Below are 16,517 nucleotides of genomic sequence, written 5' to 3' on the forward strand. Positions count from 1 at the left end.
TTTGGTGAAGATATTGATATAAGAGAGGAAATATGGTTTTAAAACAGCACAGATGGCGATGGGCTAGACCTCGATCGCAACGAACGTTCAGGACAAAATTTTTCTGGCAAAATAACCGCCAAGTCGTGAGGGGATCGCAGACTTGGAAGCTAATTCTGGCAGTTCTATTATTTTTCTTGTCTGTGGGAGGAGTGCTAGTTAATAGCCACGTTTGGGGATCAACTGCAATCGTTCAAACTCCGCAGACTCCTTTCTTGTTGGTAGAACAAGCCAAATCCCTATACGAAAATAGACAATTTGAGGAAGCCCTTACTGTTTGGGAACAAGTAGCTAGGGCTTTTGCAGGGCGAGGGGATAGACTAAACCAAGCGATGGCGTTGAGCAATCTTTCCCTGACTGCTCAACAACTCGGTAGATGGGATCGAGCCAAAAAAGCGATCGCTACCAGCTTAAACATCATACAAACACAGGCAAAGACACCAGCACAATTGCAAATCCTCAGTTCCACATTGGATATTCAAGGACAGTTGCAACTAGCAATGGGTGAATCAGAAGCGGCCATAACTACTTGGCAACAAGCGGCTAAAATCTATCAAAATCTCGGCAATCAAAATGGTGTAACTAGAAGCCAGATTAACCAAGCTCAAGCTATGCAAGACTTGGGTCTTTACCCAAGGGCTTGCAAGACCTTATTAAAAACTTTAGAGTTCGATCGTCAAAGCTGCCAGGTTGTAAAAGAACAATTGCAAACCTTGCAACAACATGTCAACAACAAAAATTCCTCATCTTTGCAAATCCTGGCTTTGCGTAGTCTCGGTAATGTTTTGCGCTTTGTTAGTCAACTCCAACAATCTCAAATGGTCTTGTCCATAGCTGGGCAATTGGCTCAACAATCAGGTGATTCTGCCAATCTAGCTGCTATTTATCTAAATTTAGGCAGTACAGCGCGAGCTTTGGGCAATATAAAAATGCAGTCGGAAAAATCAAACCAACAGCCTCTGTTCCTAAACTGTATCCAGGTAGCTAGTACAGCTAATTTTGCTGACTATTATCAACAGGCAAATACTTGTTATCTGCAAGCTGAATCATCTACCTCATCAGATATCAAAAGACAAGCACAATTGAATCGATTTAGCCTCTTAATTCAAACTCAACAATGGTCTGAAATCCCAATATTGTTGTCTGAAATAACTTCCAATCTCAATGACTTACCTACTAGTCATCAGAATGTCTATGCTCACATCAAATTTGCTCAGAGTTTGATGTGTCTTCAATCAAAGGTGAATAAAAACTTATCAAATGCTTTATCTCCAACTCTACAACTATGTAGTTTCGTCAAGAATAAACCTACAAGCACTAGTGTTAAAACTCTTCAATCCTCAAAAATTCCCTCATGGACAGAAATTAGCCGAATTTTAGAAACAGCCCTCAATCAAGCTCAACAATTGGGAGATCGTCAAGCCGAAGCCGATGCCCGTGGTTATCTAGGAGGAGTTTATCAGCAAATGGGGAAATTGGTAGAGGCACGACAATTAACTGAACAAGCTGTGCAACAAAAATCTGCTCTTAGTAATTCCAGTATTACCTATCTTTGGCAGTGGCAGTTAGGACGAATTTACCAAAACCAAAAAGATGATAAAAGCGCCCTAAAAGCTTACACTTTAGCCTATGAAACTCTTCAGTCCTTGCGTAAAGATTTGGTTGGTATTAACCCAGAAATTCAATTTACTTTTCGTGATAGTGTAGAACCCGTTTATCGAGAATTAGTCAATTTGCTCTTACAACCTGTTGATTCTCAACAGATAAAACCAACGAAAATTATTCAAGAGAATCTTAAGCAAGCTCGTGATGTTATAGAAGCACTCCAACTAGCAGAACTGACCAACTTCTTTCGAGAAGCTTGTGTAACCAGCCAACCTCAACCAATTGACCAGTTAGATCCCAATGCTGCCGTTATCTATTCGATTATTTTGCCAGATCGCCTCGCTATTATCTTATCTCGACCCCAAAAGCCTTTAAAATACTACGCAACAGCCCTAATGGTTAATTCTCAGCCAGGAGAAATAGGAGAGGTTGAGCGAGTCTTTGATAATATGTTCGCCGGATTAAACCCTTATATCTCAGATCCAGATTCAGTTCAAGCCCGAGAAATTCTTTACGACTGGTTAATTCGTCCAATGGAGGCGGAACTGCAAAAAGATGATATTAAAACTTTGGTGTTTGTACTAGATGGAGTGCTACGCGGATTACCCATGTCGGCACTTTATGATAAGCAGAAGCAGCAGTATCTGATTGAAAAATATAATCTTGCTTTGAGTCCAGGATTGCAACTGTTGTATTCACGTTCCCTTTCCTCAGATAAATTAAAAACTTTAATTGGTGCTTTGGCTGAAGCTCGTCAAGGATTTTCTAAATTACCTGGAGTGGAAAAAGAAGTTAAAGAGATTGTAGAGATAGTTCCGACAAAAGTTCTCTTAAATCAAGAATTTACTCGTAGTCGGCTGACAAATGAAATTAACAATGTTCCATTCTCTATTGTTCACTTGGCAACTCACGCTCAGTTTTCTTCTCAAGCTGAAAATACTTTTTTATTGACTTGGGATGGTCGAATTAATATTAAACAATTAGACCAGTTATTGCAAGGACGCGATCGCCCCGGTCGCAGTCCTTTAGAATTATTCATTTTGAGTGCTTGTGAAACCGCAGCTGGCGATCGGCGAGCAATTCTGGGATTAGCAGGTATAGCAGTGCGTTCAGGGGCGCGTAGTACCTTAGCAACACTTTGGTCAGTACAAGATGAATCTACATCTGAACTGATGAACAAATTTTATTCAGAATTAAGCCAATCTAGACTAACTAAATCTGAGGCACTTCGTCAAGCTCAATTGTTTCTGTTGCGATCGCCAAAATATCGTCATCCTTACTACTGGGCAGCATTTGTCTTAGTAGGTAATTGGTTATAAATCAACATGCTTGGGTTAAGGGCTAATGGCAAAAATTTTGGGTTTTTGAGACGGCGATTTATCCCGTCTCAACAAGTGTTAATTAATCTAATATTTGTCGTGTTGGTCGCAAATATTTTGAATATTCAGAATTATCTAGTACTATCTTTTTGGCATGTAAATAATTGTTTCTTTCAGATTGCATCTACTTTACCAAAAGTTAATCTAATGTTAAATATTCAACAGTTGACTTATCTACTTACGGTAGGGTTGTTTTTGATCGCGACACAACCAACAATTGCTGAATCATCTGCAAATATTCCCACGCCGACTAAGACGAATCGCTCAAAGTCTCAGAGGATAATATTCAAACTACCACCCAATGATGGTAAGCCAAAATCTACGTTATCAGCGGGGTCGCGTGGTGATTGGCAGTGTCCTCAAGATGCAACGTCAACGACTACACTATCCAAACAGTATCCTCTGATGGTTCTTGTTCCCTCTGACAGCAACTATGGGTTGACAAGCGCAGAGCATCCGACATTTTTAGTGTATTTGCCGCAAACATCTGCCAAACAGCTAATCTTAAGCTTTATGGAAGAAGATAATCAGCTTTATTCTCAAACCTTCATTCCCATTCAAGGTAAACCTGGTATTGTTAGCATCAAGTCGGCGAATAACTCACCTTCTTTGAAAGTAGGCAAAACTTATAAGTGGGCTTTAGTGTTGGTATGTGGGGAAAAGGCTAGCCCTAACGATCCGGTAGTCACATCCTGGGTACGCCGTGTGCCTTTAGCTCAGCCACAGAGTCATCACAAGGCAAGTTTGGAGCAAGCAAATACTTACAGTCAACAAGGAATTTGGTATGATGCTGTGTTGGCTCTAGCTCAAATTAAAAACGCTCAACCTGACAATCAGGCTATAGCAGATATCTGGGCTGATTTTCTCAAGTCTGCGGGGCTAGAAGCGATCGCTACTCAACCGTTGCGATTCTAGAAGTGGCTAAGTGTTTTTCTGCTAACTGCTGCTCGATAAAAGCCTGATGATCTTGGCTTTCTGACTGTTTGAGGTATTCAATTGCAATTACTCCAGCAAAGGGATAATCTTGGCATATTTCTAAAAGCAATGCCAAAGTATGATGGAATTGAAGTCTTTCAAGTTGCTTGTAATTGACCAACTTTAAGACAGTTGCCGATCCCAAAAACACCAGCACAGAGGGAGTGATGGGTAACCACCAGCCTAGCGAAAAAGCTAGAAAGCCAATCCCCACAAGCCCACTGCTAGCAAAGATGATACTGGCAGCGATCGCAATTGAAGACCTCAACTGTCGGCTTACTAGCGCTCCTAATCCTGCCCAAACTAAAATCCACAGCCATTCTATGGGGTCTTCCCAAACACGAAGCAAAGGTCTACCATCAACCGCAGCACTAATGATTTGACTGACAATATTGGCATGAATGGTTACCCCAGGCATCGGTTCAGAAGAACTGAATACACCACCATTGTATGGCGTATAAAATTCATCTTTAATGCTTGCAGCAGTACTGCCAATCAAAACTATGCGATCGCGTAAATCATTAGAGGGAATGCGGTTTTCTAATACATCTCTTAAAGAAAAGGTAGCAAAATTTTCCTGTTTTCCTCGGAAGTTCAACAGAATTTGGTATCCTCGAAAATCCTCATGGAAGTAGATACCGCTATTGCCTAGAAATCGCTCAATAACTGCTTTACCCCAACGAAATTTTTGACGTTGGGGACTGTTATCAAGAAATTCTTGGGTTATCCCTTGGTCTTCTAAATAGTGCTGCGCCAGTTTCATTGCAAAACTGTAGCGTCCTTGATTTTGCGAAAGCTGTACATATAGTAATGCACGACGCACCTTCCCGTCTCTATCTAATACCTGATCTGCAAAGCCTACTCTTTCTAAACTGACAGTGGGAGGAGGGGCAATAACACTTCCCACAACTTTTTCAATTCCATATAAGTTAGGAGTTGATTGAAAGATTTTAACCAAGTCTTGATGCCCAGGATCTACACGCAAATCTCGAAAAATATCTAAACCAATTACTCTAGGTTTTTGGGCTTTAATATTGGTAATTGCATCAGCTAAAATTTGATCGGAGATAGGCCACTGTCGGGCTTTCTTGATATCTTTTTCATCTATAGTGACAATAACTATACGTTTCTCTGGTGACTCTAGCAACACCCGCCAGCGAAAAAACTGATCGAGCATATTCCACTCAGTCCCCTGCAAGAGTCCATTAAAGCGTAGCAGCATAATAGGTACTGTCACACATATAGCAATCAGTGGTATCCAACCCCATCCAATGTGTCGTTGCAAAACTTCTTGTTTAGCTTTTTGTCTAGCTTGTGCCAAAAGTTTGTTAGCTTGTTTTAGTGCTTGCAGTGATATTTGGACTTGGCGTTTGGCTAAGTCCTGACTAGCAACTAAAAATTGATAATCTAAATCGCCGATGCTTTTACCTAATGCCCAAGCTAAGGCATCTTGTAAAGCTTGTCCTTTTAACAGATAGGATTCATCTTGGTAATTTGAGGCTGACCAAAGTGCGATCGCTTCTGCATAAGGTCGTAACTGTGCTAATTTACGCCCAACCCAACTGTGATTAAATACAGCTGCATAGATGCGATTATAGACTTTGAGCTTGCCTTGTCGCTCAACTACTAACCCTGAAAGTCGTAATTCGATTTGTTCAGAAGTACCATCGGCAGGAATTTCGCCTTGACGTAAAATTTGTTGGTATAACTCTAATAATCTAACTGTACGTTTTTGATTTCTGTAGAAGATGCGATCGCGAATCGTCCTCAAATGCTCAGGTTCATCTTGAGATTCCCAATTTTCAACAATCTGTAATCTGACTACTTGCTCAACTGATGAAAATCTTTTAGCCTCTGACTCAAAAACTATAAGTTGACATAGTTTTTGCGTGAGAAATGGTTGCCCACCTGTCCATTGTAATATCTCAATTAAAATCGCTTCAGGGTTAGGAACTCTCCCTTTCAACCCATCTATTAATGGTTGCGCTTCATCAGGCTGAAATCCTTGTAGTTCAATTGCCTTACCAATATTAAATGGTGTCTGAGTCTTATCTTGAATCAGTTCATTAGCATTGCTTACACCCAATAATGCAAAAGTCAAATGCCTATATTCATAACGAACTTCTCTTTTTTGAAAAAAGAATCTAATTAAAGCAAAAAAATCATCTAAGGAGAAATTCTGGCTCAAAACTCGATCGATTTCATCAATAAAAATGACTATATTTTGCTTAATCTCGACTAATAAAACTTCCTCTATAAATTGACTCAAACACTGTACAGGTGAAAGTAAATCTCGTCGCTTACGCCACCAACTCCGCCATTGAATTTTTGAGTTCAGTTGGCAACTACTCACCAAAGATTGGACAATCCCCGCATACCAATTTTCTGGAGTCACATTCTGCGTTCCTATCCCTGTCAAGTCAATAAAAACACAGACTACCCCTTCTGCTTGTAGCCTTTGCATTGCTCGTACTCGCAAGCTAGATTTACCCATTTGCCGCGAGTTTAGTACATAACAAAATTGACCTGCTTTTAATCCTTCATAAAATTCCGTATCAGCTTGCCGTTTCACATAGCTAGGAGCGTTACTATCCAGACTACCTCCGATTTGATATTCAAATTTCGAGTTAGCTTGTACCATCAGCGCTGCCCTTTACATTTTCTAGTCAAAATAACTTTAAGTTATTATACCTGTATAAAATTAATATATTAAGTAAGTTTTTTTAAACCTAATTTTGTTAGGGGATTCATATTTGATTTTTGAACAAAACTCAGTACGCCTTTATTCCTTCTTCCCAGAGGGGACTCCACCTTTCCCAGTCTCTTACATCTACGAGTGATTCAGAAATCAAATCGGATTGCTATATTTTGATTGAGCAACATACTTAAACTTACTTTTACCTACTTTTATTATTTTTTATCAAAAAGATAATTATTAAAGATATTAAGAATATCTGATTTTTTCCGATTGTATTATTAATATTTTCTCCTTATTCTGAATAAGTGCAAAAACTTGCACTGCTACTCAGGCTCTTGAAAAAATACTAATTTTTTCAAATGTACAAGTTTCTCCTTTCCATTAATATTGTCGCTGTTCTTAGTAATGTAACTATGAATGAGTAACTCAAGATTTTTACTCATTTTTGAACAAGAACGAGTAAAACATAGTTTCTTCTTGATAGGAAAACTTTAATGAGACCAACGAAACATAGAATGAACTAGCACAACACACTGGGAATTAACAGACCATTAATTATTTGAGGACTAACAAATATGCTTTCTGCAATCCTGTTTGATTTGGACGGTACTTTAGTAGATAGTGAGCCACTACATTATAAAGCTTGGTGTGAGACATTAAGAAACTATGGACTAGAGATTAATGAAGAATTCTACAAGATAAATATAATTGGAGGAATTAACTCTCAAGTTATTAGAAATATTTTTCCTTCTATGTCATATGAAGAAAGAGAAAAGTTTGCCGATCAAAAAGAAACTCGTTTTCGTCAGTTGGCTGTAGAAGAACTTAAACCCTTGGATGGTTTATCTAAATTACTTATGTGGACTCAAAAGTTGGGACTAAAACGAGCTGTTGTCACAAATTCACCTCGGAAAAATGCTATTTTGACACTGGAAATATTGGGTTTGTCAAATTTCTTTAATGTGGTGGTGGTCGGTGGAGAAGCAGTAGCACCTAAGCCTCACCCAGCCCCTTATCGCCAAGCTCTTGATTATTTAGGTATGATTCCAGAGTCAACAATTGCCTTTGAAGATTCTCTTACGGGTATTTCTTCATCTGTAGGAGCAGGTATCTATACAATTGGTGTTGCTTCAAGTCAAAGTCCAGATCATCTATGTCAAGCCGGAGCAAAAATTTCAATCCCTGATTTCAATTCCCAGCTCTTATGGGAATTACTGGATTCTTCTTCAAGAGTTAGCATCAGACGCTGAATCTAGTGCTTTATTAAGTGACTAAGTACTTAATTGTGAAGTCAATAAATTTGGAATTAGTAATTAACTGTCCTATTTGTGTTAGCAAAAAGCTGGTTAGAAAAGCCAGGACAAACGCATCTAAAGGATAAAGGTTTGAGAGTTTGATGACTCAGGCTATTTTCTCATCAATATTCTTCTCCAGTAGGGGCTAAAAAATCCTGTGCGTTTGCCCTGTTACTCTAATAGATTGCTACACGGTCTAATTCATCTTTGTAGACAAAATATTTGAACTTTTTGGAAGGGTTTAATGACTTTAAAACAATCCACTCTTAATCAAGAGCAAAACGTTTCCTTTCTGATTTTAATTGTCTGTGCTGCGGCATTGGGAGGTTTTTTGTTTGGTTTTGATACGGCTGTAATTAATGGAGCTATTCTAGCCATCTCAAAAACTTTTAATGCAGATAGTATGATGAGCGGCTTTATTGTATCTTGTGCCTTGCTAGCGTCTGCTTTGGGAGCATTAATAGCAGGGCCAATTGTGCATAAACAGGGTCATCGTAAAGCTATGATCGCTGCCGCAATCCTTTTTACTTTAAGTGGAATTGGGTCTGGAATGGTAGTCAGTGTGTGGGACTTAATATTCTGGCGTGTATTGGGTGGAGTTGCAGTAGGAATGACAAGTGTAATTACTCCTGCTTATATTGCTGAGGTTGCACCTTCCAAAGTCCGTGGAAGTCTTGGTTCGTTGCAACAACTAGCAATTGTAGTAGGGATTTTCATAGCTCTGCTTTGTGACTATTTTATTGCATTAGCCGCAGGTGGATCGGCAGAATCACCATTTTGGTTGGGAATTACTGCATGGCGTTGGATGTTCTTGGCAAAAATCCCTCTCGCAATTCTATATATATTTGCCGCGTTGATAATTCCTGAATCACCTCGATATCTAATAACACAAGGAAAATTTAGAGAAGCAGAAAATGTTTTAAAAAAAGTTGTGGGGGGTGATGTCCCAGCCAAAGTCAAAGAGATTTACCAGACAGTTCTAATACAACACCAGCCTAAATTCTCTGATTTGTTCAGCCATAGTGGTGGACTATTGAAAATTGTGTGGATTGGAGCAGGATTATCTATTCTGCAACAGTTTGTTGGAATCAATGTTATTTTCTACTACAGCAATATCTTGTGGCAAGCAATTGGTTTCTCAGAAAAAGATTCTCTTCTGATTACTATGATTACAGGAATTATCAATATTGTAACTACATGCGTTGCGATCGCCTATGTTGATAAAATAGGCCGTAAACCCCTACTTTTAGTGGGTTCAATCGGTATGACTATAATGCTAGGTACTTTGACTATTGTATTCGGCAATACATCTATTACTTCAGACACAGGCAATCCCACTCTTACTGGTTCACTAGGAATTATTGCACTTTTAGCAGCAAACTTATACGTAGTGTGCTTTGGATTCTCTTGGGGTCCAGTTATTTGGGTGCTGTTAGGAGAAATATTTAATAACAAGATTCGTACTGCTGCCCTTTCTTTTGCCGCAGCAATGCAGTGGATTGCAAACTTTATTGTTTCCACTTCATTTCTTTCCTTACTCAAATACCTTGGTTTAGGTTCTACTTATGGTCTTTACACTATTGCATCAGCGACTTCCTTCTTTTTTGTAGCTTTGTTACTAAGAGAAACAAAGGGCAAAGAATTAGAGGAAATGTAAATGCTATGAGACTTTATTGGAATACAGCAGGTTTCTTTTGCATGAAGTACAAAGCTAAGGGTTTGGAGGCAGGACTTAGAAACTGTTTACATCCGATTTGAAGTCCTCCATTTTGTACCTCATTTACTTGCAAACTGCTGTATTTTCTTGGAAACAGTTAACTACTTTATTCCAGGTTTTATTATCGGTTTCAGACATCAAATATGATTCCTATATTAGTAGTATTTATATTTTTGATTAAGGTTCTTTTTAAACAAACTGCAAAGTCGCAAAAAACGCGAAGAGAAGATTATTTTAGTTTAGCAATCTCACCCCTATCAACTAACATTTTTCCCGTCAATAAATCCTTTACCGTCACTACTAATACCCGTTGTTCATTCACTTCAAATTGTGCCTGTATTCGGTCTACTCCCGTTTGTCCAGGCGGTTCGATATGGGCGACACATACCTGTTGATGATGAGTTTCCAAAGAGCGATAACTATCTTGTTTTACTAACTGGCTACTCGTCATCCTTCCTTGAGTATCGTAATAAACTTCCGCTTGAGAAACTTCTGCTACTTCCCCAATATCAAGGCGAATTTCTCGCTGTCCCTCTGTGGCGACTTGCAGAGTTAAAGCTTCAGAACGCGCCCCTGGATATTTTGCCCCTTTTTCAATCAAAGTTAAATAAGAATAACTTTTGCTGTGGGGTTCCCAAAGACGAATAGCATAACTGTGGCGCAGGTAATCATCAACTGCTGCCATTTCACTTAAAGCTAATGCGCCATGTGCGACTGCTTCAAAGGGTTTGTCTAACTTTACCTTTTGTCGTCCAAAATAGGAAATTACTAGTTGTTGCACGGCGGGAATTTGACAAGTACCACCGACTAATAAAACCTGTTCAATTGTAGATTTGCCGATCCCTTTAGAAAGTGCGATCGCTAATACTTCATCTATCGCCTGTCTTAGCTGTTCTAATAATTGTTGATTTTCTAAAATTTCGCTTAACTCGTCCCGATGCAATTGTAATTCATGGGACATAAAATTTTCATCATCAAACCAACTTTCTTTCGCCTCATCTGTTATGGAAAGTTGAATTTTTACCCTTTCTGCCACTTCCAGCAGATTCATAAAACCGATTTCTCCAACTTCAGCACGGGAGGAACCGATTTTTTGCAGGTAATGTTCGACAATCCATGTATCAATATCTACGCCGCCAATAAAAGCATCAGATTTAGCGATAACTTCCGCACGCACTACTTGCTGTTCAGATTCAGCGCTGACAGTCCGTACTAAACTTAAATCTAGAGTACCGCCGCCAAAATCAACCACCAAAACCACAGCACCAGGATGCTTGACAGCATAACCAAGGGCTGCTGCGGTAGATTCATCGACAATTTGCACTGCGGGAATATTTAACTTGTTGCCCAAGTTGCGGAACCATTCAAGATATCGCTCGAATGCACCGACGGGAACTGTGAAAATAACGCTAGTGGGTTGTAATTGCTGTTCAACCTGTTGCCAAATTTCCTTGAGAAACAGTTCCGAAACCACCTCAGCGCTGTAACTATTACCATCCAACTGTCGCGGAGGTGGGACAAAATCTGCTGCTAAATCGCGTTTGAAAGCTCTAAAACAGCGTTCTGGCTGGGCAAACCCCAAGCGTTTGGCGCGTACAGATTCACCAAAAGAAATGCGATCGCGCCCTTCCACAAATACTAAACTGGGTACAACACTAACTTGTTCCGCCCCAACCTCAAACCGACGCGACATCGATTCAAATCTCAACGTCCGTGGTTTTTGCGTAATCAAATCAGTAGTACAAACAACAGTATTGCTAGTACCAAAATCAATTATTACTGTAGTCATTAGTCATTTGTCATTTGTTCTTGGTTATTTCTCCCTTGTCTCCCTTGTCCCCCTTGTCTCCCTTGTCCCCCTCATCCCCCTCACCTCCCCCCTCCCGGTAAAGTGCGACTAACTTTCGCAGGGACAAGAATTCGTCCTTGATGCTGATAACCAACAAATCGAATATAAACTAACTCCTCTTCAGCAATATCAGCAGTGTCTGGTTGATGAATCTGCGGATTGTAAGCTACTTTTTCCCAAGGTTTGCCTATCTGTTCGTAACCCCATTTATTGAGGAGGTTATCTAAAGAAGTAAACATCGAAAGCAGATTTTTCGCAGGTAATTCTGGTTTAACCTGCACCATCTGATGGATGCTGGGATAGTTTGTTAACAATGTCTGCAATTGCTCAAATGTCGAAGAGCGTATTTCGTCTGTTAGTTCAAGACGCTGCTGCTGCAATTCCTCATGCAGTCGCAAGCCTTCCTGATGCAGTGCTGTTTTCTCCAAAACAAGCTGGTGTAACTTTTGCTCTAGTTCTAAGTAATTTTGATGAGTTGCTTTTAGCTCATTTTCTAGGAATTCAATTTGCGTAGACGCTAAGCTGTTTGTTGCTAGACATCTCGCCAATTCTAACTTGTTAGTTTCCAAGTCTGCTTGGCGAGCGATCGCAGCGCTAATTGCTGGAATAATCAAAAGTAACGCCAAAAATCCGATTGCGATCGCCAAAAGGCTTTCCATAGAAAACATCCCCATTCCTTAGATATGTAACAGGTTATCTGCGATCATCAACGTCCCTCCTATTTTTGCTTGAGAGACTGTTGTTCTGTTCCAGTCACATTGTCGTCTCCCTCATAATATTCAGGAAGCAGTTCTTGAGTTTCTAACTCTCCCAAAGCGTTTTCGATTCCAGATGTTGTGCTTGTACAAGCTGCACCAGAAGCGTCAATTACTTTTTCAGTAATTTTACCATCTTTGCCAATGCGATATTCAACTTTCTGATACTCCGCCATAAGTATAATTTCTCGATTTCTTCAGAGTGTTAGAAATGCCACAATCATCTCTATGTTCTACTAAATTTCCGTCAACGGCAATTATTCATTGATGTATGCGTAGCATTTTTGGGAATTCTAATAAGGAATCAGAAGGTAAAGCACCATGACAGACAACCAAAATCAACCCAGAGATTATGATGCAGTGTTGGGAGGACAATCTCCGCCTCCTGTGGATGGAGTAGTTTTAGGAGGAATTGAGGGGGTTAAACGTTGTTTATCAAATCCTGTGATTACAGTCCGAATTGCTGCACTTAGCGAAGCCTTGAAATATGGCGATGCTGGGTTGGATGTATTAATTCAAGCATTGCAAGATGAATCGAGATTGGTGCAGCGTTTTGCTTATCGACTATTGAAGAAAAAAACAGAACCGCAAGTAAAACAAGCTTTGCAAACATATAAACCTTGGAACTTGGAAGAGAGATTTAACGAGTATCAAGGGTATAAAGGAAATAACGTTACTCAATTTGCTAATCGGCAAGTTGTAGAGTTCGATGTAAATGTAGGTATTGTTGAATTTGTTAACAATGCTTATGCTCTCAGGTTTGAGTATGAAAATCATGAGAATTTACCCAGTAAACTTAGTAGACTTCTGCAAGAACCCAACGCCGACAAATTAGAAGCTTTAGTGTTTGGTTTGTGGAGCGAAGGAAGCCAAACTGATTCAAGTAGTATTGTTCAAGCTTTAGTTGATGCTAAACAAAGTTTAACTAATCTCAAAGCTGTTTTTATTGGCGATCTTACTTCTGAGGATTCGGAAATATCTTGGATTCAACAAAGTGATGTAAGTCCCATTTTACAAGCTTATCCCAAACTCGAAATTTTGCAAGTTCGTGGAGGCGATCGTTTACAATTTAGTCCGCCGATACGACACAATAACCTCAAAGCCTTGATTCTTGAAACTGGGGGATTAAGTCGGGATACTGTTGCACAAATTTGTAATATGAATCTACCAGCCTTGGAACATTTAGAATTATGGTTTGGTAGTGAAGATTACGGCGGAGATTGTTGGGTTGAAGATTTAAATCCGATTATTTTTGCAGAAAAATTTACCAATTTGGTTTATTTAGGATTACGCAATAGCCAATTTACCGATGAAATAGTCAGCGTTATTATAGGTTCTCCAATTCTTGATTATATCAGCGTACTTGACCTTTCAATGGGAACTCTGACTGATGCTGGTGCGGAAGAATTGCTGAATAGTCAAGCTATAAATAATCTTGATATTCTCAATATTTCAGAAAACTTCTTATCTCAGGAAATGATTGAGAAATTCTCTGGTTTGGATGTGCGTGTTTTGGCAAATAATCAGAAAGAAGAAGATGAAGATAGCTACATTGACGGCCGCTATTGTTCTGTTTCTGAGTGAAATTTATAGTAATGGGCGACTAGAAGTCGCGGCTACACAGACAAAACCCGCCTACGCAGGTTAAAAAACTTTCTCTTAATTAGTTCAATTTTAGCTATGAATAATAATTCTAATCAACCCGGAGAATTTGACGCAGTACTTGGTGGAGAACTGCAAAATCAAAACTACGGTGTAGTTTTGGGAGGAATTGAGGGAGTTAAAAGTCGTCTAAATAGCGAAGATTATGAAGTCAGAATTGCGGCGCTTGAAGATGCACTAAAATATGGTGATGTTGGAGTAGATTTAATTATTGAGGAGTTATATTACTCTTCAAACGAAACACATGATTACGCTATTGATTTACTCCGAAAAATGGGTATTAAAGGTAAACAGGCATTACTTGATTATGATCCTTGGTTAGTTTTTACTACATTTAAAAATTGGAGAAACCTTTATTTTGATAAAATTGATGATCCAAGAGGTATAGCATACTGTGTGGATATTGAAAATCCATTATCAGATTTACTTAAAGACCCTAAAGCTAAATTGTTAGAAGCAATAAAATGCAGAATATATGACGATGATATAAACATTACAACTAGTTTTAAAGATTTTTGTAACATAATTATTCATGCTCGTGAATTACTTACAAATTTACAAGCATTATTGATTGGAGATGAATACCAAATTTATAATAAAAAATATAAGATATCAAGAGTTAATGTATCTAATATTCATCCTCTACTCAAAGCTTATCCTAATTTAGAATTACTTCATATTCGGGGTAGAATGCTTGAGGAAGATATTCTCAAGCCTGAACTCAAAATACTACAAGTTCGTAATACTCAGAATAATTTTATTATTCCCATTAATTCATTAAAACATGAGAGTTTAAAGACTTTGATTGTTGATGCTGATGGTATATCTGATAGCAATCTTGCCAAAGTTTGCAATTTAAATCTGCCATATCTAGAATACTTTGAACTATGGCTAAATAGAAGCGATTTAAGCAACATTAATATTCATAGTTTAGCACCTGTACTTTCGGGTGAATCGTTCCCTAACTTGGTATATCTAGCGGTGAGAAAATGCGGAAATATGAGTGAAGTTGCTCAAGCTATTGTTAATTCTCCAATTATGGAAAATCTGAAGGTACTTGAGTTAACAGATGGAAATATAAGTAATGGGGATGTTTTATTAACCTCTCCAGCAATTAATCGTTTACATACTCTCGATGTTTCTGGAAATCGTTTACATAACAATACAATTGAGCAACTTTCAACCTTGAAATGTCGAGTAATTGCAGATTCTCAGTTTAGCGATCGCTATTACTCAGTCTGGGAATAAATTAATAAAATAATACAAGATTATCTAAAATGAACAACAATCCAAATCAACCCAGAGAATTTGACGGTGTACTTGGTGGAGAAGTACCACCACCAGTTAGCGGTGTAGTATTAGGAGGAATTGAAGGCGTAAAAAATCGGTTGAAAAGCCCTGAGGCTAGAGAAAGAGCATCTGCATTGATTGATGCTTTACGATATCAAGAAGAAGGCTTTGAATTAGTAATTGAAGCATTGAAAGACTCTTCAGATAAAGTGCAGATGTTTGCTGCTCGTCTCCTACAAAATAAAGGTGGAGAAAAGGGTAAAGAAGCTTTATTGAGACATAATCCTCAGCAATGTTTTACTATGCTAGAAGATTGGCAATTTGAAACTTTTTATCCAAATATTGGAATCACTTCTGCAATTAGTACAGCTTACAATGTTAACCTCTATCGTGAGGAGCCAAATCCTCGTGGAGAATTTCGTGTAGTTGAAGATTTTAATCTAGATGATCTTCAAGTATTCCTCAATGATATCCAAGTCAGTGAAGTTGAAGCTTTAGCTTGTTGGATGCCTGATAAAATTTACTTAGAAATATATCACCAAGAGTGTCTGACACTCATAAATATGCTTTGTAAAGCTAGTCAAAAGTTAAGAAGTTTAAAAGCTTTATTCATTGGCGATCGCCGTCAACATGAATATAAAAAATCACGTATTTATTTAAGTGATATGATTTCTATTTTAGAGAGTTTTCCCAAATTAGAAGTGCTTAAAATACACGGGAATCCTCATAATAATCTCTTTTCACAAAAAATCTACCATCCATCTTTAAAAACTTTAATCTTAGAAACAGCAGATAACTATGCTCTCGCATTAGCACAAGTATGTACTCTGGAATTGCCATCACTCGAATATCTGGAATTATGGGGAGGACGCTGTAGATACTCACATTTTGATTTTTTTAAGACACTATTTTCAGGTGAATTACTTCCTAATTTATCTTATCTTGGTCTACCAAGCTTTGAAAATACTGACGTGCTTCTAGAAGCTTTAGTACAATCTCCAATTATTGAACGTCTAGCAGTGCTTGATATATCTATGGGAACTTTAACTGATAACGGTGCAGAAAATTTGCTAAATTGTCCAAGTGTAAATCGGCTTCATACACTCAATATTTCTAAAAACTGTATATCACCACAGATAATTCAACAATTGTCTCAACTTGATTGTCGATTAATTGCAGATTCGCAGGAAGAAAACTATCGTCGAGGAGAAGCAGGTTCACGTTATTGGGCATTACACGAATAAAGAATATAT

11 protein-coding genes are annotated in these 16,517 nt (G+C 38.5%); 7 read left to right on the plus strand and 4 right to left on the minus strand.

Translation table 11 applies throughout. The features are described 5' to 3' along the window. The first annotated feature begins 32 nt into the window (after positions 1-32). Together ACFG4S_RS29995 and ACFG4S_RS30000 are read left to right on the plus strand one after the other, a co-directional pair. Positions 33-2,963, plus strand: a complete 2,931-nt coding sequence (locus ACFG4S_RS29995; protein ID WP_392532532.1) for a CHAT domain-containing protein — start codon at positions 33-35, stop codon at positions 2,961-2,963. Positions 2,964-3,170: 207 nt separating this feature from the next. Further along, the gene (locus tag ACFG4S_RS30000) at positions 3,171-3,938 is read left to right on the plus strand and encodes a DUF928 domain-containing protein (RefSeq protein WP_392532533.1); all 768 of its coding nucleotides are present in this window, start codon (positions 3,171-3,173) and stop codon (positions 3,936-3,938) included. Here the strand turns inward: ACFG4S_RS30000 and ACFG4S_RS30005 are convergent. After that, positions 3,916-6,639 carry a CHASE2 domain-containing protein gene (locus ACFG4S_RS30005; RefSeq protein ID WP_392532534.1) on the minus strand — a complete coding sequence of 908 codons (2,724 nt, stop codon included), beginning with the start codon at positions 6,637-6,639 and terminating at the stop codon, positions 3,916-3,918. The genes ACFG4S_RS30000 and ACFG4S_RS30005 overlap by 23 nt on opposite strands. A 632-nt stretch (positions 6,640-7,271) precedes the next feature. Between ACFG4S_RS30005 and ACFG4S_RS30010 the strand changes: the two genes are divergently transcribed. Then, complete coding sequence (locus ACFG4S_RS30010) at positions 7,272-7,946, plus strand: HAD-IA family hydrolase (protein ID WP_392532535.1); 675 nt, start codon at positions 7,272-7,274, stop codon at positions 7,944-7,946. 289 nt (positions 7,947-8,235) lie between these two features. Continuing rightward, positions 8,236-9,648, plus strand: coding sequence for a sugar porter family MFS transporter (locus tag ACFG4S_RS30015; protein WP_392532536.1), 1,413 nt, complete (start codon positions 8,236-8,238; stop codon positions 9,646-9,648). A gap of 289 nt (positions 9,649-9,937) precedes the next feature. Here ACFG4S_RS30015 and ACFG4S_RS30020 read toward each other — a convergent pair whose 3' ends face one another. From ACFG4S_RS30020 to ACFG4S_RS30030, 3 genes are all read right to left on the minus strand, one after another. Further along, entirely contained in the window at positions 9,938-11,497 is a 1,560-nt protein-coding gene (locus ACFG4S_RS30020; RefSeq protein WP_392532537.1) for an Hsp70 family protein, read from the minus strand. A gap of 80 nt (positions 11,498-11,577) precedes the next feature. Then, the gene (locus ACFG4S_RS30025) at positions 11,578-12,216 is read right to left on the minus strand and encodes a hypothetical protein (RefSeq protein WP_392532538.1); all 639 of its coding nucleotides are present in this window, start codon (positions 12,214-12,216) and stop codon (positions 11,578-11,580) included. Positions 12,217-12,275: 59 nt separating this feature from the next. Then, positions 12,276-12,488 carry a DUF2997 domain-containing protein gene (locus tag ACFG4S_RS30030; protein ID WP_392532539.1) on the minus strand — a complete coding sequence of 71 codons (213 nt, stop codon included), beginning with the start codon at positions 12,486-12,488 and terminating at the stop codon, positions 12,276-12,278. A gap of 145 nt (positions 12,489-12,633) precedes the next feature. On the opposite strand from ACFG4S_RS30030, the gene ACFG4S_RS30035 reads away from it, so the two are divergent. From ACFG4S_RS30035 to ACFG4S_RS30045, 3 genes are all read left to right on the plus strand, one after another. Further along, entirely contained in the window at positions 12,634-13,896 is a 1,263-nt protein-coding gene (locus tag ACFG4S_RS30035) for an STM4015 family protein (protein WP_392532540.1), read from the plus strand. A 96-nt stretch (positions 13,897-13,992) separates the two neighbouring features. Next, positions 13,993-15,222, plus strand: coding sequence for a hypothetical protein (locus ACFG4S_RS30040; RefSeq protein ID WP_392532541.1), 1,230 nt, complete (start codon positions 13,993-13,995; stop codon positions 15,220-15,222). A 29-nt stretch (positions 15,223-15,251) separates the two neighbouring features. Then, positions 15,252-16,508 carry a HEAT repeat domain-containing protein gene (locus tag ACFG4S_RS30045; protein ID WP_392532542.1) on the plus strand — a complete coding sequence of 419 codons (1,257 nt, stop codon included), beginning with the start codon at positions 15,252-15,254 and terminating at the stop codon, positions 16,506-16,508. Positions 16,509-16,517 lie beyond the last annotated feature (9 nt).

This window comes from Nostoc sp. C117 (assembly GCF_043099735.1).
In the GTDB taxonomy this organism is placed as follows: domain Bacteria; phylum Cyanobacteriota; class Cyanobacteriia; order Cyanobacteriales; family Nostocaceae; genus Nostoc.